Source organism: Paenibacillus sp. J22P165 (assembly GCF_059692015.1).
Window position 1 is genome coordinate 508,118 of record NZ_JCAUAP010000007.1, and the last position, 18,991, is coordinate 527,108.

Genomic DNA, 18,991 nt, shown 5'->3' on the forward strand with positions numbered 1-18,991 from the left:
TCACTCCTGTTTCCCCCTTTGGATAATAACTTCATCCTTATCATCAATTTCCGTTAACATCACTTCAATGCTCTCACTCTTGGACGTCGGCACATTTTTGCCCACATAATCAGGCCGAATGGGAAGCTCCCGATGCCCTCTGTCCACAAGTACAGCCAGTTGAATCATTTGCGGTCTGCCTAAATCAATGAGCGCATCCATCGCGGCCCTTACCGTTCTTCCGGTATAGAGCACATCATCGAAAAGGATGATTTTGCGATCTTGAATTTGCATTTTGCCGCCTTCTTGCACGTTCTCTACCGATCTGACTTTCACGCGATCATCGCGATACGACGTAATGTCAATCTCTCCTACTGGAATCGGTACGCCTTCAATTTCTAAAATCCGTTCTGCTACTCGCTTCGCTAAGTAAATGCCTCGGGTCCGAATACCAATCAAGGTACAATTCTCTACACCTTTATTCTTTTCCAGTATCTCGTGTGCAATCCGCGTAAGTGCTCTACGAATTCCCATTTCATCAATAATGGTGTGTTCGGTGGTCTCATTCATCGTTTTCGCCTCCTGGCAAAACTATCTTCGTCAGCATTCACATACGTTTTCTGGTGGTAAAACCAAAAAACTCCTTGCCCAATTCTTGGCAAGGAGTTTACGAGTGCATAAAGAGATAGAGCGGGGCTGTTGGATGCGCACATCCGTAAGCTTACTGAATACTCGATTCAGTATTACCCGACTTTTCTTATCGTTTTACCTTGCCAGCCTCTCTGGACTGTTTTTAAAGGCACATATGTAATTAAAAGAATTATGCCACTTTCGACATGATATGTCAATGTTTTTTTGGCATCTTACATGCATCATTCTTTGGGCAAGATTTGAACCATGTGTTATAATTTACATATAAAACTATCTTTATTTCCAATTATTTAGTATCGTTGTGGCCAAAAGGTTAAGGAGGAAACTATGTTCAAATTGTTTAGGTTTTTGAAGCCCTACCGAGCTTCAGTGGTTGTCATCATTACGTTGATGCTCCTGCAATCACTAGCTCAATTGTATTTGCCAACTCTTCTCTCTGACATTGTGGATGTCGGCGTTGTGAAGGGGGACGTTGGTTACATTATCCGATATGGGGCTTATATGCTCATCGTCGCAATGGGAGCGATGGCTTGTGTCATGGTGGCAAGTTACTTGCTCGCAAAGACAGCTACTGGCTTCGGGCGTGATTTACGCCGTAACCTCTTTACGCATGTTGAGAGCTTTTCGTTGCATGAATTTGATAAACTCGGAACTTCTTCCCTCATTACTAGAACGACGAATGATATTGCACAAGTTCAACAATTGATTGTGATGATGCGCATGTTTATCGGTGTTCCAACTATGCTCGTAGGCGGCGTCATCATGGCCTCTTACAAGGATACTCATCTCGCAACTGTGCTATATGCTGTCATTCCTATCCTCGTACTTGTCATTGCCGTTATTATGCGCAAAAGTCTTCCTCTCTTTAAAACCTTACAATTGAAAATCGATGGCATCAATCTTGTTTTGCGGGAGAATTTGACGGGTATTCGCGTAATCCGTGCTTTCAACCGCTCGAACCATGAGAAGCTGAAATTCGAAAGTGCGAATCACGATTTTACGCAAACTGCGATCAAAGTCAATACGATTATGGCGACAATGATGCCGATCATGATGCTTGTCTTCAATCTTGGGATCGTCGTCATCCTTTGGTATGGCGGTATTCGGATTGACAGCAACCAAATGCAAATTGGCGATTTGATGGCTTTCATACAATATGCGATGCAAATTATGTTCAGCATGTTCATGATGACCATGATCTTCATGATGATTCCTCGTGCATCCGCTTCTGCCGTGCGTATTAATGAAGTATTTGACATTCAGTCCAACATTCACAACTCAGCTAACGCCCAAACTTATCAAGATGATCAAACCATTGTGGCCTTTAATCAGGTGAGCTTCAGTTATCCAGGTGCCGAACAGCCTGCTATTCAAGATATCTCCTTCCGTGCTAAGCCTGGCGAAGTTACTGCGATTATTGGAGGCACAGGTTCAGGCAAAACGACACTCATCAATTTGTTACTGCGGTTTTATGATGTGGATTCCGGTTCGATTACGTTGAATGGTCAGTCGTTACCTTCTCTTTCATTGGAAAGCGTGCGGAATCGCATCGGCTATGTTCCACAGAAAGCTATCCTCTTCTCAGGTACAGTTGCAGATAACCTGCGATTCGGCAACGATCAAGCAACCGATGAGGAACTGAACTCGGCTGCTTCTACAGCCCAAGCAGCTGACTTTATCAGCGGCATGAAAGATAACTTCCAAGCATCACTTGCACAAGGCGGCACCAACCTATCCGGCGGTCAAAAGCAACGGCTTGCCATTGGGCGGGCACTCGCACGTAAGCCAAGTATTTATGTGTTCGATGACAGTTTCTCAGCGCTTGATTTCAAAACTGATGCCAAGCTTCGCGCCGCTCTCCAATCAGAAACCGCACGAGCAACCATGATCATCGTCGCACAGCGTGTGAGTACAATTATGGACGCGAACCAAATTATCGTTTTGGACGAAGGCAGAATCGCTGGAATCGGTACGCATACTGAACTTATGAGAACGTGTGACGTCTATCAAGAAATTGTTGCTTCTCAGCTATCAGAGGAGGAAAGTGCATGAGTGAGAAACCTAAAGAACCGGGGCGTCCCGCAGCTGGTATTAACCCAGGACATTTTGGCCGTGGCGGGATGGCTGGCATGGGGATGCCTGTCCAGAAAGCCAAAGATTTTAAAGGCACATTAAAACGACTACTTGCGTATATGCAGCCATTTCGCGTCCGAATCTTTGGCGTACTGTTAGCCTCAATATTAAGCACAGTATTTAGTATTGTTAGTCCCAAACTAATGGGAAATGCGACAACGATTCTTTTCGAAGGCTCTATGGCTAAACTTAAAGGCGTCGCAGGTGCCGCAATTGATTTTGATGCTATTTTAAAAATTGTACTTACATTGGCTTTACTCTACATCTTCAGCGCAGTTCTTTTGTATATTCAGCAAAAGATCATGGTTGGCGTTACGCAACGTATCGTCTTCAACTTACGAAGAGATATCAGTGAGAAACTAACGCGCGTGCCTCTCTCCTTCTTTGATGCAAGAAGCCATGGCGACACGATGAGCCGAGCAACGAATGATGTGGATACGATTAGTTCCACGATGCAGCAAAGCTTAACACAGCTCATTACTTCCGTTGTTACATTACTCGGAATCATTATTATGATGCTGACCATCTCACCTTTGTTAACACTTGCAACCATTGTTACGCTGCCGCTTAGTATTTGGGGAACGAAAATGATCGCTTCCCGCTCCCAAAAATATTTCAAAGGGCAGCAACGTACTTTAGGCGAGCTCAACGGACATGTTGAGGAAATGTATACAGGTCATGCCATTGTAAAAGCTTTTGGCCGAGAAAGACATTCGGTTGAGAAGTTCAATGAGATTAATGATCGCTTGTATCATTCGGGTTGGAAAGCACAGTTTATCTCGGGGCTTATCTTTCCTCTGATGTCTTTTATCGGGAATATTGGTTATGTGCTCGTGAGTGTCATCGGTGGTATCATGGTTACGCATAACGCTATTAAAATTGGGGATATTCTCGCGTTTATTCAATACTCTGGACAATTCGGCATGCCGATTACACAAGTGGCAAATATCGCGAATGTCATTCAATCTACAATCGCAGCGGCGGAGCGTATTTTCGAATTATTGGATGAAACAGAAGAAGTTTTGGAGAAAAAAGAGTCACAGTTCGTACCAAAGGTGCATGGGCACGTGCAATTTGAAGATGTCTCTTTCGCTTACAAATCAGATACTACTCTTATTGAGCATATGAATATTGATGTAAAGCCAGGACAGACCGTAGCTATCGTAGGGCCAACTGGTGCAGGCAAAACAACCATCGTCAATTTGCTCATGCGCTTTTACGAATTAAAAAACGGCCGAATCTCGATTGATGGCGTGGATTCACGCGAGATGTCGAGAAGTCATCTTCGTGGATTATTCGGTATGGTGTTGCAGGATACTTGGCTCTTTAATGGTACAATTCGCGACAATATTGCCTACGGACGCCATGGTGTCACGGAAGATGAAATTGTTGATGCAGCGCGTGCGGCATACGCAGATCATTTCATACGAACACTCCCGGATGGGTATGATACGATTTTGAATGAAGAAGCCTCCAACCTGTCCCATGGTCAAAAACAATTGCTTACCATTGCGCGTGCGATTCTAGCAGACCCAGCTATCTTGATTCTGGATGAAGCGACGAGCAGTGTGGATACACGGACAGAAGTTTCTATCCAACGTGCAATGAACAATTTGATGGCGAATCGTACAAGTTTCGTCATTGCTCATCGGTTATCTACGATCCGAGAAGCAGATATAATTCTAGTTATGAATCAAGGTAGTGTCATTGAACAAGGTACTCATAGCGAGTTGCTTGAACTGCAAGGCTTCTATGCTGACCTCTATCAGAGTCAATTTGCACAAAAAGCTGTCTAAAACAGATTGGCTCAATCGCCTCCTTTCTGCTAATATAGGAGAGTCAATCATAAATTTGAAGGAGATGTCACCATGTCAGAAATGAATACCCTAGAAATTATCCAGTTTATTAAAGAAAGCAAAAAGAAAACTCCGGTGAAAGTATATGTAAAAGGAAACCTTGATGGTCTTGAATTCGGCGAAGGCAGCCAATCCTTTATTACTGGTGGGAGCGGTGTTGTTTTCGGTGAGTGGAGTGTTCTTCAACCTATTCTAGAAGCGAACAAAGATAAAGTTGTTGACTTCGTCGTTGAAAACGATCGTCGCAACTCTGCTATTCCAATGCTAGATTTGAAACACATTAATGCTCGTATCGAGCCAGGCGCAGTTATTCGCGATAAAGTACATATCGGCGATAACGCGATTATCATGATGGGTGCACTAATCAACATTGGCGCTTCCGTAGGTGATGGCACAATGATCGACATGAACGCAGTACTAGGCGGTCGTGCTCAAGTAGGTAAAATGTGTCACATCGGTGCTGGTGCCGTTGTAGCAGGCGTTATCGAGCCACCTTCTGCACAACCATGTGTGATCGAAGATGACGTTCTAGTAGGCGCTAACGCGGTTATCCTAGAAGGCGTACGCATTGGTAAAGGTTCCGTTGTTGCAGCGGGAGCTATCGTAACTCAAGATGTTGAAGAGTACACTGTTGTAGCAGGTGCACCAGCACGTGTTATCAAAAAAGTAGACGACAAAACGAAATCCAAAACCGAAATTCTAGCAGACCTACGTACCCTATAAGGTAATCTAGATCTGATCTGGAGGAATCCTTATGCTTAGTCCTTTCGTAGAGCTGCGACGTCAGCTTCATCAAATCCCTGAGCCGGGATTCCAAGAATTCAAAACGCAGCAGCTCTTGCTCGAGCAATTGGCCAAGCTGCCGCAAGATCGTCTCACGATCCGCACATGGCGTACAGGCATTCTGGTCTATATCAAAGGCTTAAATCCATCTAAACGATTTGGTTATCGCGCAGATATGGATGGGCTTCCGATTACGGAGGAGACCACTCTCCCCTTCCCTTCTCAGCATCCGGGCTATATGCACGCATGCGGGCATGATTTTCACATGTCGATTGGCATGGGGGTAGTAACGCACTTCACAGAAAATCCAATGCAGGATGATCTTGTCGTGCTCTTCCAACCGGCGGAAGAAGGTCCTGGCGGCGCGTTACCGATGTTGGCTGCCGAGGAATTGCAAGATTGGATGCCTGACCAAATGGTCGCGCTCCATATTGCGCCAGAGTATCCTGTTGGTACGATTGCTGTCAGACCTGAAATCTTGTTCGCCAACACGTCAGAGCTGTTCATTGATCTGCTTGGTAAAGGTGGTCATGCGGCCTACCCGCATCAAGCCAATGATATGATCATTGCAGCAACGCAGATGGTTGGTCAGCTTCAAACCATCGTATCCCGTAACGTGAACCCGCTGGATTCCGCAGTGATTACGATTGGCAAAATGGAAGCTGGGACGAAGCAGAATATTATCGCGGAGAAGGCTCGCTTAGAGGGTACCATTCGCACTTTATCTGCTGCATCTATGAACAAGATCAAAGGTCGTATTGAAGCGGTTGCCGCGGGTATTGAAGCTTCCTTCGAATGCCAAGTCACTATAGACTGGGGCTCGAATTATCGACAAGTGTATAACGATCCTGCTTTGACCGTAGAATTCATGGACTGGCTTCGTGGACGCGATAATGTTACGCTGTTCGAGTGTACAGAAGCCATGACTGGCGAAGACTTTGGTTACTTTTTAGAGAAAATACCTGGCTTTATGTTCTGGTTAGGGGTGGATACCCCTCATGGACTGCATAATGCCAAGCTTGATCCAGATGAGGGTGCCATTGATGTAGCCATTGATACGATCACGGCATACCTACGATATAAATCCAATTAATGAAATGAACCTCTTATCCACTACTTCTTGTAGTTGGAGATGAGGTTTTTTCTTGTCATATACAAAAGAACCCCGCAGCAACACGCTGCGGGGTTCAAGCTCTAAAGGACAACGTCTAATTCAATTTAAACCGACTCAACACACTATGCAGATCATCAGCTAATCTGGACAATGCGACGGAAGAAGAAGTAATCTCCTCCATTGTCGCCAATTGCTCTTCTGTCGAAGCTGCATTGTTCTGACAGAATGCCACAACTTGATCGCTTGCTACGGATACCGTTTCGGCTAGTGCAACCACTTGTTTACTGGAAGAAGCAAGCTCCTCGGTCGTAATCGTAGTTTGCTTTACTTGCGAGAAGACAGCAGAAACCGTAGCTTCGATCGTGTGAAAGACTTCGTCAACCTGTGTTGTTTTCACCAAACCTGTACTCACTTTATTGGATACTGTATCCATCGAAACTACAGCATTATTCGTTCTTAATACAATCTCTTCAATTAATTCAGCAATTTGAAGCGCGGATTGCCCCGATTGTTCCGCCAGTTTACGTACTTCCTGCGCAACGACAGCGAATCCTCTGCCGTGTTCACCTGCCCGCGCTGCTTCAATGGAAGCGTTAAGCGCAAGCATGTTCGTACGGCTCGCCAAGTCTTTAATCATGCTAATAATACCGCTTATTTGCTGGGACTGTTCACCAAGCGATTGAATGTTCGCAGACGCGTGCTGTACCGTTTCGTTTATCTCGTTCATCTCGCCCAGAACGGCATTTACCGCGATAGCGCCTTGCTTTGATGCATCAGCAGCCGATTGCGTGAGTCTAGATACTTCCTCATTGCCAACAGTTACTTGCTCGATGCCTGCTGTCATCTGCTGGATAGCCTCAATCGCTTCCTCCATATGCTGTTGTTCTTTTTCTGCACTTGCCGAAATAACCAATGTGGCCTCAACAATTTGCTCTGTTGCCTTCGTCGTCTGTTCGCTGCTTGCGCTGAGCTGTTCAGAAGATGCTGCCACTTGAACCGCCGTATCCATCGCCTGTGAAAGAATCTGGCGCAGCTTGCTTACCATTTGATTAAATGAAGTCGCTACCTCAGCTATTTCATCTCGAGAGGTAATAACGATTTCGCGGCTTAAATCACCGTCACCTTTGGCAATCTCCTGCATCTGTCGATGAATAGCTTTAAGTGGACGAGTAATGGAACGAATGAGCACCATCCCAATCACCACCGCGATAATGACCGCAGCTATGACGATCATTAGCATAAGCATATTTTGATCTCCTGCTTCTACTTTTCGGTCAACCTTGTCACTATGTATCTCATCTTCCAGCTTCTGAAGCACCTGCAGGGTTAAGGTATCAAGCTGATTACGGACGCCTCTTTCTTCATTGAAGTGAAGCTTCAAGGCAACATCCGCTTTCCCTGCCTTTACAGCTGCAATCACCTGCTGGCTCAAGCCAAAGTAATCTTCATAGAGCTTAATAATGGTATTTACTTGGTCAATATCTTCAGAGTCGAGTGTCGGATATGATTTTATTTTTGTAAATAGCTGTCTGATTTGCTTATCTTTATCTCCCATTGCTAGTGGGAATTGTTCGTCCTTATTCAACAAATAAGCACGCTCATCGTTAGACCTACCAGTGAGACTAAACTGTATCGTTCGTAAATCGTAATGAAAATCACCATCCTGCAACATTTCCTCGTAAGAAGATAATGTCTTATTCAAGTAATTTGTCGTGAACAGGGAAAGTGCAATTAACAATATTACGATAACCGTAAAAGACAAAAATAGCTTCATGCGAATTTTCATGTTTATATTTCCCCTTCCCTCTTCTTAGATGATGCAATAATAATCGACATTTTTCGAGATATTTCATACACTTTTCGACATAAACAAACTATTTACCTTCCTTTTTCAAGCTGGTTATAAAATAAATAAAAAACGCACCTATCGATTACCGATTAGGTGCGTTTTGTTTGTATTAAAGCTTGCTCACGAACCGCTGCAACCGATCCAACGATTGCTCCAGCACTTCCTGTGCATAGGCGTATGAAATACGAATATACCCTTCGCCATAGGAAGTGAAGGCATCCCCCGGCACGACGGCTACATGTTCCTCCTGCAACAGTCGCATCGCGAACTCTTGCGAGGATAAACCGAACTTCGTAATGGAAGGGAACAAGTAGAAGGCGCCATCCGGCTTTTCAAGCTCAAATCCCATTGCAATCAAGCGATCGTAGACATAATCCCTACGTGCTACATAAGCTTCACGCATTGGAAGCGCGTCATCGATGCCTACTGTCAAAGCTTCTAATGCCGCATATTGGCTCACGGAGCTCGCGCAGGTCACATTGTACTGGTGAACCTTCACCATGTGCGCGGTGAGGTACGCAGGCGCCAATGTGAAACCAATGCGCCAGCCTGTCATGGCATGTGATTTGGACAAACCGTTTATCACAATTGTCTTCTCACGCAAGTTGCCAACAGTAGCAATAGAATGATGATGAACACCATAAACCAGCTCACTATAGATTTCATCGGATAAAATAAAAAGCTCTCGATCCGCCAATAATGCAGCCAAATCTGCGATTTCCTGCTCCGTAAGCACTTGACCTGTGGGATTCGATGGGTAACATAGAATAACACAGCGTGTCTTCTCAGTAAGATAAGGCTTCAACAGCTCTGCTGTTAGTTTCAAGCCATTCTCACGCGTATCTACGTACACAGGTACTCCACCTGCTAGCTGAATTAACGGCTCATAACCCGGATAGATCGGAGCTGGGATGATAACCTCAGCACCTGGCGTTAGGATCGTTCGTAGCGTGATATCCACAGCTTGACTAGCACCAGCTGTGACGATAATCTCATCTGCCGCGCGATATTCTTGGCCATATTTGACCTTTACGAAATTGGAGACAGCTTCTCTAAGCTCAATTAAGCCAGGGTTTTGAGTGTAAACGGTTTTGTTGTGATCCAATGCCCTTTGGCCCGCTTCAATAATATGCCGCGGCGTCGGGAAGTCAGGCTGTCCAATCGTTAAAGTCAATGCACCAGGAATCGTGCTGACCAGATTGGATATTTTGCGAATACCGGAAATTTGAATATCTTTTACTTGTGGGTTTACCAAATGCTCCAACATAAGTAGCTCTCCCCTCCCTTGAACAAGAACTATGTTGTCCGTATCGTTTGTATTAGATTTTCCATATCAGGTGGAATAGGTGCTTCAAACTGCATCCATTCTCCCGTTCTCGGATGCTTAAAGCCTAGAATCGCCGCATGCAATGCCTGGCCATCCATCAGCATGCCTTTACTTTTACCGTACATCGGATCTCCAACCAACGGATGCCCGATGAACTTCATGTGCACACGAATTTGATGGGTGCGGCCTGTTTCTAACTTTAACTCCACTAATGTAAAATCACCAAACCGTTCAATAACGACGAAATGCGTTACCGCGGTCTTACTGTTTTTGTCCGTAACGGTGTACATCTTACGATCATGAGAATCACGACCAATAGGTGCATCAATCGTTCCTTGATCATGTTGAATATAGCCGTGTACCAAAGCAATATACTTACGGTTTACGGTATGCGCCTTTAATTGCTCGGCAAGACTTGCGTGAGCTTTATCATTTTTTGCTGACATAATGAGACCTGAGGTGTCTTTATCAATACGATGCACGATACCTGGACGCAGTTCGCCATTAATACCTGATAAATCTTTGCAGTGATACATTAATGCATTCACCAAAGTGCCTGAATAATGGCCAGGCGCCGGATGAACAACGAGACCTCGCTGCTTATTAATCACAATGACATCGCTATCCTCATAGACGACGTTCAGCGGGATATTCTCTGCAGCCAGTTCAACCCCCTGGGGCTCAGGAATCTGTAAAGCAATCACATCTTGCACCGATAATTTATAATTCGGCTTCACGACTTTCCCGTTTACCTTCACGTGACCGTCTTTTACCCATTGTTGGACAAGCGTTCTCGAAATATCTTCTTCCAACGCCTCTGTAATAAACTTATCGATCCGTTCGCCGCCAAATTGGGTTTCTACTTTCCATTCAATCGCATCTTGCGACACGGTCTCAGGTGAGGTCTGGTTTGTGTTCATGTGTTGCTCCTTTTTTCTCTTTTCGTGATGCCAGCAGGGACTCAATAAAAATGAGGATGACCCCGACAACTATACAGGAATCCGCTACGTTAAAAATTGGGAAGATATAGTCGACTTCTTTACCGAAGAAATTGAAATCAAATGTAAATTGAAAGAAATCGACAACCTCACCAAATAAGGCACGATCAACAAAATTACCGAGCGCTCCGCCAAAAAGTAAGCACAAGGCGAAAGGTAATAGCACTTTACCTTCACGAATTGTCCGCTGCATGTACCAAATAATCGCGCAAAGCACAACACTTGTTACAATAATGAAGAACCACCGTTGGTCCTGCAAAATGCCGAAAGCCGCACCACGATTACGATGGGATGTTATCATGAAAAAATCTCCAATGACGGGGCGTTCTTCGCCAAGTGGAACTCTTTTGACAATAATCCATTTCGTAACTTGATCTAGAATGAATGCAAGAAGTGCATACAAGTAATATTTTATATATTTCATCTTCGTGTACCTCCTACAGGGTGGAAAGCTTGTCCATTCCTTATTTTCAAGGAATTACCTCACTAAAAAAAGCGGTCTATCGGCATCCTAAACGGTATGAATGAGCTGTTAGAAGGGAGCTATATGACCTATGAGCCATTTAACCGAGGAGCAATTAAACACATTATATGTACAACTATTGGAGGAAAAGGTTGCACTTGAAAAGCATTTTGCCAGTAATGATCAATTTGGACTCGCTAATTCTTTCTCAGATTCTATAGGCGAACTCTCCATGTATGATAATCATCCCGGTGATATCGGTTCCGAAGTATTCGAACGCGCGAAAGATATTTCCCTTAATGAGCATGCCGAGATGCATTTACAGCAAGTCAATGAAGCTTTAGCACGTATGGAAAGCGGCCAATATGGCATTTGTATTTTTAGCCACCAACCTATTCCGTATGAGCGTCTGCAAGCCATTCCCACAACCTTATACAGCATCGAACATGTGCCTGATCCGGATCTATCTTTCCGACGGCCTGTTGAGGAGCAGATCCTGTATCCACCATTCGGTCGTACGAGCTTCGACGAAAAGAACAACGAAACGGAATTTGATGGCGAAGACGCTTGGCAAATCGTTGAAAGCTGGGGTACCTCAAACACGCCGGCTTTCGCCGAAAGCAACCAAGTGGAAGATTACAACGACATGTACATCGAATCGGATGAGTTGGTAGGCTATGTAGAATCTTTCGAAAGCTTTGTAGCGACAGATCTATATGGTGAGCATGTAACCATTGTGCGAAGTAAAGCTTACAACGAGTATATGCACAGTGATGAAGGTGATCCATTTCTAGAACCCGACAGAGCTACTGATTTAGACGAAGAGTAACGATTACTACCCTGATTAAAAACAGGACAAACGAGCTTCGCATTTCGCGTAAGCTCGTTTGGTTCCTCTACTCGTGATAATGAGCAGTCACAACATCATTACATCTGACACACAGTGTTGGATGTTCTTTACTGTGCCCAACCTCTGGCGTCACTATCCAACAACGTTCACATTTCTCACCGTCTGCAACAGCGATAGCAATGGCAACATCTTTGGACTGTAGAGCACCTTCTGGTACTGGTGAAGTACCTACAGGGTGTAGGTTAACAGCGGACACGATGAACAATTGATCCAATTGCTCAAATTGTGTTAACAAAGCAAACATCGCTTCATTTGGATACAAATTCACAGCTGCTCCTAAGGAGTTACCGATGACTTTCTCTTTACGCGCTTCTTCAAGCGCTTTAAGTACATCATCACGTACTTCCAAGAAGGAATTCCATTTATTTTCCAATTCCTCGTTATACACATTCGCATCTACTTCTGGCAACTCCGCAAGTTGAACACTACTTAGCTCAACACCAGGGATGTACTTCCAAACCTCATCTGCTGTATGAGGAAGAATAGGTGAGATTAGTTTCGTAATGGCTGTTAATGCTGCGTATAGCACGGTTTGTGATGCTTTTCGTGCTGGGTCTTCTGCTGCATTCGCATAGAGGCGATCTTTGATGATATCCAAGTAGAAGGAGCTCATCTCCACCGCACAGAAATGGTGAATCGTTTGGTACACGACATGGAACTCATATGCTTCGTATGCTTTGACAACCTTCTCAACCATGCGATTCAAACGAATCAACGCATAGCGATCAAGCTCGGACAAACTCGTATAAGCAACGCGATCTGTAGCTGGATTGAACTGACTCAAATTCCCAAGCAAGAAGCGCATCGTGTTACGGATTTTCCGATAAACCTCGGTCGTTTGGTTCAAAATATTATCCGAAATCCGGTGATCCGATTGATAATCGACCGAAGATACCCAAAGACGAAGAATATCCGCGCCTAGCTTGCCGCAAACCACATTCGGGTCAATCGTGTTACCGATGGATTTGGACATTTTGCGCCCTTCGCCATCTAAAGTAAAGCCATGACTTAGAATGCCTTTATATGGCGATTTCTCTCTCGTAGCCACACCTGTGATGAGGGAAGAGTTGAACCAACCACGATATTGGTCAGAACCTTCTAGATATAGATCCGCAGGCCATTGAAGCTCAGGGCGGGACTCAAGAACAGCGACATGACTGGAGCCGGAATCAAACCATACGTCCATAATGTCTGTTTCTTTACGGAACTCGCCATGACCACATTTGGAACATGTAGTGCCATGTGGAAGCAAATCTTTTTCTTCCTTAGTAAACCAAGCTTGGGAGCCTTCTTGCTCAAATAACTGAGCAACATGCTCAATCGTTTGCTCGTTGACAAGCGGCTCGTTACAGCTGCGGCAATAGAAAATCGGAATCGGTACGCCCCATGCCCGCTGTCTAGAGATACACCAGTCTCCACGATCTGCGATCATGTTATGTAGGCGAACTTCGCCCCATTCTGGCGTCCATTTCACTTGCTTGATTTCATCCAGCATTTCAGCTCTGAACTTATCGATCGATGCGAACCACTGCTCTGTAGCACGATAAATAACAGGCTTCTTCGTACGCCAATCGTGCGCGTATTGATGCTGAATATCAGCCGCTTTCAGCAATAGACCTGACTCTTGCAGCTTCTCAATGATCAGCTTGCCGCCTTTTTCATAAAACAAACCTTCATAACCAGGTGCTTCAGCTGTAAAATGACCTTGGTCGTCCACTGGGCACAACACGCCAATGTTATAACGTTGTCCGATCGCGAAGTCATCTTCCCCGTGTCCTGGGGCCGTGTGTACACAACCCGTACCCGCTTCTAAAGTCACGTGCTCGCCAACCATAACGAGGGATTCACGATCGTAGAATGGATGTTGACATGTAACATACTCCAACTCACTGCCTTTGATTGTCGACAAGACTTCGTATTCACTCCAGCCGATTTCTTTCGCTGCTGTTGCAAGAAGTCCTTGTGCTAGCACGTACTTCTTCCCATTTGCTTGAACAACCGCATACTCAAATTCAGGATGCAAGGAAATACCCAAGTTCGCAGGTAATGTCCAAGCCGTCGTTGTCCAAATCACGATAGCTGCATCTGCTGGAAGCTTGCCTTTGCCATCTTTCACAGGGAACGCTACGTAGATGGACGTTGACGTTTTCTCTTTGTACTCGATTTCCGCTTCAGCCAATGCGCTCTCAGAGGACGGGGACCAGTAAACAGGCTTCAACCCTTTGTAAACAAAGCCTTTTTGCACCATCGTACCGAAAACACGAATTTGCTGTGCTTCATAACCAGGCTGTAGTGTGATATAAGGGTTTTTCCAATCTCCGCGAATACCTAAGCGTTGGAATTGACTCTTCTGCTTCTCAACCGATTGCAGCGCATACTCCTTGCAATATTCACGGAATTCAGGGACAGTCATTTTCTTGCGATCGACTTTACCACTGTTCGTGATCACTTGCTCAATCGGTAAACCATGTGTATCCCAGCCAGGTACGTACGGTGCATCGTAGCCTTGCAGTGTTTTGAAACGTACGATAATATCCTTCAGCACTTTGTTTAGTGCGTGACCGATATGAATATCTCCATTCGCATAAGGCGGCCCATCATGTAAAATGAACTTCGTTCTGCCTTTACGGCTTTCTTGTACTTTGGCATAAATGTCTTCGGATTCCCAATGCTCTTGCATTTTCGGTTCCGCTTGCGGTAAATTTCCTCTCATCGGAAATTCTGTTTGTAATAGATTTAATGTTTTGCCATAATCCATCCTAACCACTCCATCCCTACTTCAATCTGTCCAAACAAAAAAAGCCTCTCATCCCCAAAAAGGGACGAGAAACTCAAACTCGCGGTACCACCCTCGTTAAAAAGCATTATGAAACAACCACCTAAAGGTAGTCGAACAGCGCTTCTTCACTCGATCATGTGTAACGGCATGACCCGTTTCTCCCTACTTCATTCAAGAGACGCTCCTGGGGGATATTCGGTACGCTGCAGAGATTAGGCTCACACCAAAACCCTAATTCGCTGACACTGCTCAAACGCCCTACTCGTTCCAGTCATAGCTTTATTGCGATACATTTAAATGGAGTATAACCAATCTGGCAAGCATAGTCAATATGAGAACTGCCTGTACCTTATCGGTTACTCTTCCTTAGTTTCAAACTGCATACTTTGCCAGCCTTCTGTGTTCAATAATTCAAGCTGAGCTTCAAGTAACGTCCGGAAGCGTGTACGATAAATGGAAGCTTGTTTTTTGAGTTCTTCAATCTCAAGTGCCACTTTACGCGAGCGCGTCAAAGATTCATTTATAATCCGATCGGCATTTTTCTCCGCTTCTTTCAGAATTAACTGAGCTTCTTTCTTCGAATTACTTCTGACTTCATCAGCAGCTTCTTGGGCTACGATAATTGTCTTGCTTAGAGACTCTTCAATATGTGTGAAATGATCCAAACGTTCTTGTAAGGCCATTGACTGATTCTGAAGATCCTTATTTTCACGAATGAGCGCTTCATAATCCTTGATGACTTGATCTAGGAATTCATTCACTTGATCTTCATCATAACCACGAAACGAACGTGAAAACTCCTTATTATGTATATCTAGCGGTGTTAATGGCATCAGTGCCCCTCCTTAGCGTTTTGCGCAGCAAAACTGACTTCGTAAGTATAAGCTGAGCTTATCTGAAAGCTTAGCCTACACCCATGTCTATACAGTTCAGTTCGACAGAAAATTAGCAATTCCTGCAAAGTTCGTGGATAAATTATCCACAATCAAATAAACTTGCCTATCTTCACACGAATACGACCTTTTTTCGATACGCCTTCCACTTCAAGCACTTTAAATCTACCAAAACCCTGCAAGGAGATCATATCCCCCTCTTTCAGAGGCTTACTTGGATCTTCTTCCAGCTTCCAGTTCACGCGACAACGGCCTGCTTGGATCGGTACAAGCACTTTCGCTCGACTCAGCCGGAATACATCGCTTACAATCCCGTCCATTCGCATGGAGGCAACAGACAGATGTAGCTCATCTAATTGCACTTGGGCTAGCTCTAACTTATCTAAAGAGAGCAATTCGGTTTGAACGTGCACTCTATGTACTTGTGATAAATTCAAATGCAAATAGTCGGCTGCATCTTGGGTTACTAAGCAATGGCAGCCACCCTCTATAACATGAATATCGCCAACCTTGTCTCGCTTCATGCCGAGTCCAAGAATGGCGCCCATGTAATCTCCGTGTTCTAAAGTTAGAAATTTACCATCACCTGAGGATACCGCCAACACCGCCATAGCCATGTCTTCACTCTCTAAGCTGCGATAGTCAGGAGCAATAATAGCTCGTCTACGTTCAGCTGCTTCATAGCCGCCATCCAGTCGGCAATGTACATCCGGATGTCGGTTGACGAGTGAATTCAAGATGAAAGCTTGTCTGGGATCGAGGAAATCGGTTAACTTCACGGCATGCTGTTCGGCAGCTCGCTCCACCCAATCCCAGGCCTTATCGACAAAATGATGTTCGTCGGGATGAAAATGGCCATAGATATCTTTCGCCAAGACTAGAAAATCCCCACGATGAAATCAAGTACTGCAAAAATACCCATCACGACGAATTTCAATGCGATCAACGCCACGATTGGCGAAAGGTCAATGAAACCAATGCTTGGAATAATTTTGCGGAATGGGCTTAAATACGGTTCAACCAGCTTCGAGAGCAGTCCACCGACAAAACTGCCACGTGCGTTTGGAAACCAAGATAAGATCAAATAACCAATAATCATAAAATAATAAATTTCTGTCAAAATGCTTAAAAAAGAGTAAACGGTATCCACCTTGTTTTCCACCTCTGTCTATGTGTTTGGGATATGCGTCTATTCCTCGCCCATCATCTCAGAGATGTGGCCATGAATATCTACGGAATCTGGTGTACAGAGAAAGATATTCGGTCCAAGCTTAGAGATAGACCCATTCAATGCGTAAACCGTACCACTCAAGAAATCCACGATTCGGATGGCTTGATCGCCACGAACACGTTGCAAATTAACGACAACGGCTCTTCGCGCACGTAGATGATCTGCAATGTCCTGTGTTTCCTCATAGGTACGAGGCTCACTTAGGACAACGCGTGAATTCTTCTGTGAATGTATACTAACGACATTCGCCTTATTTTTATTACGTAATTCATATGGATTGGTTTCAGGTTCTTCTGTTGCTTCTACAATCCGTTCCCGCTCTACAATTTCTTCCTCTTCTTGGAGTCCCAGAAAATTCATAAATCGGTTATACACACCCATCGTTGTTCCCTCCTGACAATTCATTATTCGAAATTAAGTTCCTAGTATTCAGCTCTCTTTGCCAACCAAAACTGTACCTAACCGCACCCAGGTAGCGCCTTCTTCAACCGCCACATCAAAGTCGCCTGACATACCCATCGATAACTCTGTCACTTCATAGGAGAATGTATGCCGTTCATTCAGTTGATCCCTCAACGTACGTAAGCCTCGAAAAACAGGTCTCGTTTCTTCCGCCTCTAACTCATAAGGTGCCATGGTCATCAAGCCACAAACACGAATATGCGTAAGCTTACTCACTTCTTCAGCAAATGGAAAGAAATCCTCGGGTGATACGCCATACTTCGTTGCTTCACCAGAAATATTCACCTGCAAGAAACAATTGACTTCAATCCCTAATGCGGCAGCCTGCTTGTCCAGTTCTTTGGCAAGCGATATCCGATCCAAGGAATGAATATAGGCAAATTTACCGATAACATCTTTCACCTTATTCGTTTGCAGATGGCCTAGAAAATGCCAAGTACCTCGCTCATGAAGGGCTTCCCACTTCGGCTTCACATCTTGCCAACGATTTTCACCAATATGCAGCAACCCCGTATTCAACACTTGTTCTGTCGTTTCTAAAGAAACATATTTGGTTACTGCAATGATCTTAACTTCATCTTCTTGACGGCCTGACTGCCGACATACATCTGCTATTCTAGCTTCAACTTCTAGTTTGCGTTCCAAAACGCTCATTTTCTTTACACCTCAATTCAACACAACCTTGCCAGTTCCTCTTAACGAAGACCGATCCATGCGATCATTCGGCCAGTGGAACCCCCTTCTTTTCGATGAGAAAAGAAAAGATCGGTTCGGCAACTCGTACATAACTGAGTTACTTCGATATGGGACGACAAAATTCCTGCTTGCTCGATCAAATTTCGATTCAATTGTTGCAAATTCAACATATACTTCCCATTACCCTTATCAGTAATAATAGCTTCTTGTTCCTCTTGCGGGATCAGTGCTTCCTCAAAAGCAAGCCAAACACGAGATGCAACCGTTGCATCAACCTCATAACAGCAGGCGCCAATCGAAGGACCAATCGCTGCATAAATATCTGAGGGTTGACTACCAAAAGTATGTGTCATTAAGGATATTGTAGCCATGGAAATGTTTAACACAGTCCCTTTCCAACCGGCATGTGCTAGAGCAACCACGCGTTGTACAGGGTCATAGAAATATAAGGGCACACAATCGGCAAATTGCGCACAAAGCACAATTCCCTTCTCCTTCGTTATAAAACCATCCTTCGCTTGTAAAGCGGTTGCTCGGCTTTCTCGCCCCATTCCTTGCTCTTCTAGTGTGACGATAGCGATGTCTTTCCCATGTACCTGCTCTGCGTACGTAAATGACGTAAATGACTGTCCTAAGGCTACTGCAACGCGTTCACGATTATGTATGACATCTAGGTCGTTGTCATTCACATGCAAGCCGAGATTTAGCGTTGAAAAGGGGGCCTGACTTACACCTCCTAGGCGAGAACTGAACCCAGTAGTAATCTCAGGAAAAGATGACATCCAAGGGGCTATAGGTAAAAGGACTGGTTGATCCTCAATAGGCTGTAAGGTGGGTTGAACGACAAATGGTTCCAATTCCATTCTC

At 44.6% G+C, this 18,991-nt stretch carries 17 protein-coding genes and 1 other annotated feature; of the genes, 5 read left to right on the forward strand and 12 right to left on the reverse strand.

Going from position 1 to position 18,991, the window contains the following annotated elements; genetic code table 11:
• Positions 1-549: a bifunctional pyr operon transcriptional regulator/uracil phosphoribosyltransferase PyrR gene (pyrR, locus tag AC58QM_RS19880; RefSeq protein ID WP_056612614.1), complete on the reverse strand. Its 549-nt coding sequence runs from the start codon at positions 547-549 to the stop codon at positions 1-3.
• Between the two features lie 408 nt (positions 550-957).
• Between pyrR and AC58QM_RS19885 the strand changes: the two genes are divergently transcribed.
• The 4 genes from AC58QM_RS19885 to AC58QM_RS19900 all read left to right on the forward strand — a co-directional run bounded on the left by AC58QM_RS19885 (position 958) and on the right by AC58QM_RS19900 (position 6,495).
• Complete coding sequence (locus AC58QM_RS19885) at positions 958-2,682, forward strand: ABC transporter ATP-binding protein (RefSeq protein WP_497286580.1); 1,725 nt, start codon at positions 958-960, stop codon at positions 2,680-2,682.
• Positions 2,679-4,559, forward strand: a complete 1,881-nt coding sequence (locus tag AC58QM_RS19890) for an ABC transporter ATP-binding protein (RefSeq protein WP_497286581.1) — start codon at positions 2,679-2,681, stop codon at positions 4,557-4,559. Before AC58QM_RS19885 ends, AC58QM_RS19890 begins: the two co-directional genes overlap by 4 nt.
• A 72-nt stretch (positions 4,560-4,631) precedes the next feature.
• Positions 4,632-5,342, forward strand: a complete 711-nt coding sequence (dapD, locus tag AC58QM_RS19895; RefSeq protein ID WP_056612620.1) for a 2,3,4,5-tetrahydropyridine-2,6-dicarboxylate N-acetyltransferase — start codon at positions 4,632-4,634, stop codon at positions 5,340-5,342.
• 31 nt (positions 5,343-5,373) lie between these two features.
• A complete protein-coding gene (locus AC58QM_RS19900; RefSeq protein WP_497286582.1) occupies positions 5,374-6,495 on the forward strand; it encodes an N-acetyldiaminopimelate deacetylase in 1,122 nt (373 codons plus the stop codon).
• A gap of 115 nt (positions 6,496-6,610) precedes the next feature.
• On the opposite strand, the gene AC58QM_RS19905 is transcribed toward AC58QM_RS19900, so the two are convergent.
• From AC58QM_RS19905 to lspA, 4 genes are all read right to left on the reverse strand, one after another.
• Positions 6,611-8,302, reverse strand: a complete 1,692-nt coding sequence (locus AC58QM_RS19905) for a methyl-accepting chemotaxis protein (RefSeq protein WP_497286583.1) — start codon at positions 8,300-8,302, stop codon at positions 6,611-6,613.
• Positions 8,303-8,474: 172 nt separating this feature from the next.
• Positions 8,475-9,629 carry an aminotransferase A gene (locus tag AC58QM_RS19910; protein ID WP_497286618.1) on the reverse strand — a complete coding sequence of 385 codons (1,155 nt, stop codon included), beginning with the start codon at positions 9,627-9,629 and terminating at the stop codon, positions 8,475-8,477.
• Positions 9,630-9,661: 32 nt separating this feature from the next.
• Positions 9,662-10,612, reverse strand: coding sequence for an RluA family pseudouridine synthase (locus tag AC58QM_RS19915; RefSeq protein ID WP_497286584.1), 951 nt, complete (start codon positions 10,610-10,612; stop codon positions 9,662-9,664).
• Positions 10,587-11,105, reverse strand: a complete 519-nt coding sequence (gene lspA, locus AC58QM_RS19920) for a signal peptidase II (protein WP_497286619.1) — start codon at positions 11,103-11,105, stop codon at positions 10,587-10,589. The genes AC58QM_RS19915 and lspA overlap by 26 nt, the downstream gene beginning before the upstream one ends.
• A gap of 139 nt (positions 11,106-11,244) precedes the next feature.
• Here lspA and AC58QM_RS19925 point away from each other — a divergent pair, with 139 nt between their 5' ends.
• Complete coding sequence (locus AC58QM_RS19925) at positions 11,245-11,982, forward strand: TraR/DksA C4-type zinc finger protein (protein WP_497286585.1); 738 nt, start codon at positions 11,245-11,247, stop codon at positions 11,980-11,982.
• Positions 11,983-12,049: 67 nt separating this feature from the next.
• Here the strand turns inward: AC58QM_RS19925 and ileS are convergent, their stop codons facing one another.
• The 7 genes from ileS to pgeF all read right to left on the reverse strand — a co-directional run bounded on the left by ileS (position 12,050) and on the right by pgeF (position 18,987).
• Positions 12,050-14,821 carry an isoleucine--tRNA ligase gene (ileS, locus tag AC58QM_RS19930; RefSeq protein WP_497286586.1) on the reverse strand — a complete coding sequence of 924 codons (2,772 nt, stop codon included), beginning with the start codon at positions 14,819-14,821 and terminating at the stop codon, positions 12,050-12,052.
• A gap of 57 nt (positions 14,822-14,878) precedes the next feature.
• Positions 14,879-15,126: a binding site (T-box leader), on the reverse strand.
• Positions 15,127-15,198: 72 nt separating this feature from the next.
• Complete coding sequence (locus tag AC58QM_RS19935) at positions 15,199-15,675, reverse strand: DivIVA domain-containing protein (protein ID WP_497286587.1); 477 nt, start codon at positions 15,673-15,675, stop codon at positions 15,199-15,201.
• Positions 15,676-15,827: 152 nt separating this feature from the next.
• Positions 15,828-16,610 carry a YlmH family RNA-binding protein gene (locus AC58QM_RS19940; protein ID WP_497286588.1) on the reverse strand — a complete coding sequence of 261 codons (783 nt, stop codon included), beginning with the start codon at positions 16,608-16,610 and terminating at the stop codon, positions 15,828-15,830.
• Between the two features lie 2 nt (positions 16,611-16,612).
• Complete coding sequence (locus AC58QM_RS19945) at positions 16,613-16,885, reverse strand: YggT family protein (RefSeq protein WP_497286589.1); 273 nt, start codon at positions 16,883-16,885, stop codon at positions 16,613-16,615.
• A 39-nt stretch (positions 16,886-16,924) separates the two neighbouring features.
• Complete coding sequence (locus tag AC58QM_RS19950; RefSeq protein ID WP_056612633.1) at positions 16,925-17,347, reverse strand: cell division protein SepF; 423 nt, start codon at positions 17,345-17,347, stop codon at positions 16,925-16,927.
• A 48-nt stretch (positions 17,348-17,395) separates the two neighbouring features.
• Positions 17,396-18,082 carry a YggS family pyridoxal phosphate-dependent enzyme gene (locus tag AC58QM_RS19955; RefSeq protein WP_497286590.1) on the reverse strand — a complete coding sequence of 229 codons (687 nt, stop codon included), beginning with the start codon at positions 18,080-18,082 and terminating at the stop codon, positions 17,396-17,398.
• A gap of 41 nt (positions 18,083-18,123) precedes the next feature.
• Positions 18,124-18,987, reverse strand: a complete 864-nt coding sequence (gene pgeF / locus AC58QM_RS19960; protein ID WP_497286591.1) for a peptidoglycan editing factor PgeF — start codon at positions 18,985-18,987, stop codon at positions 18,124-18,126.
• Positions 18,988-18,991: the final 4 nt, after the last annotated feature.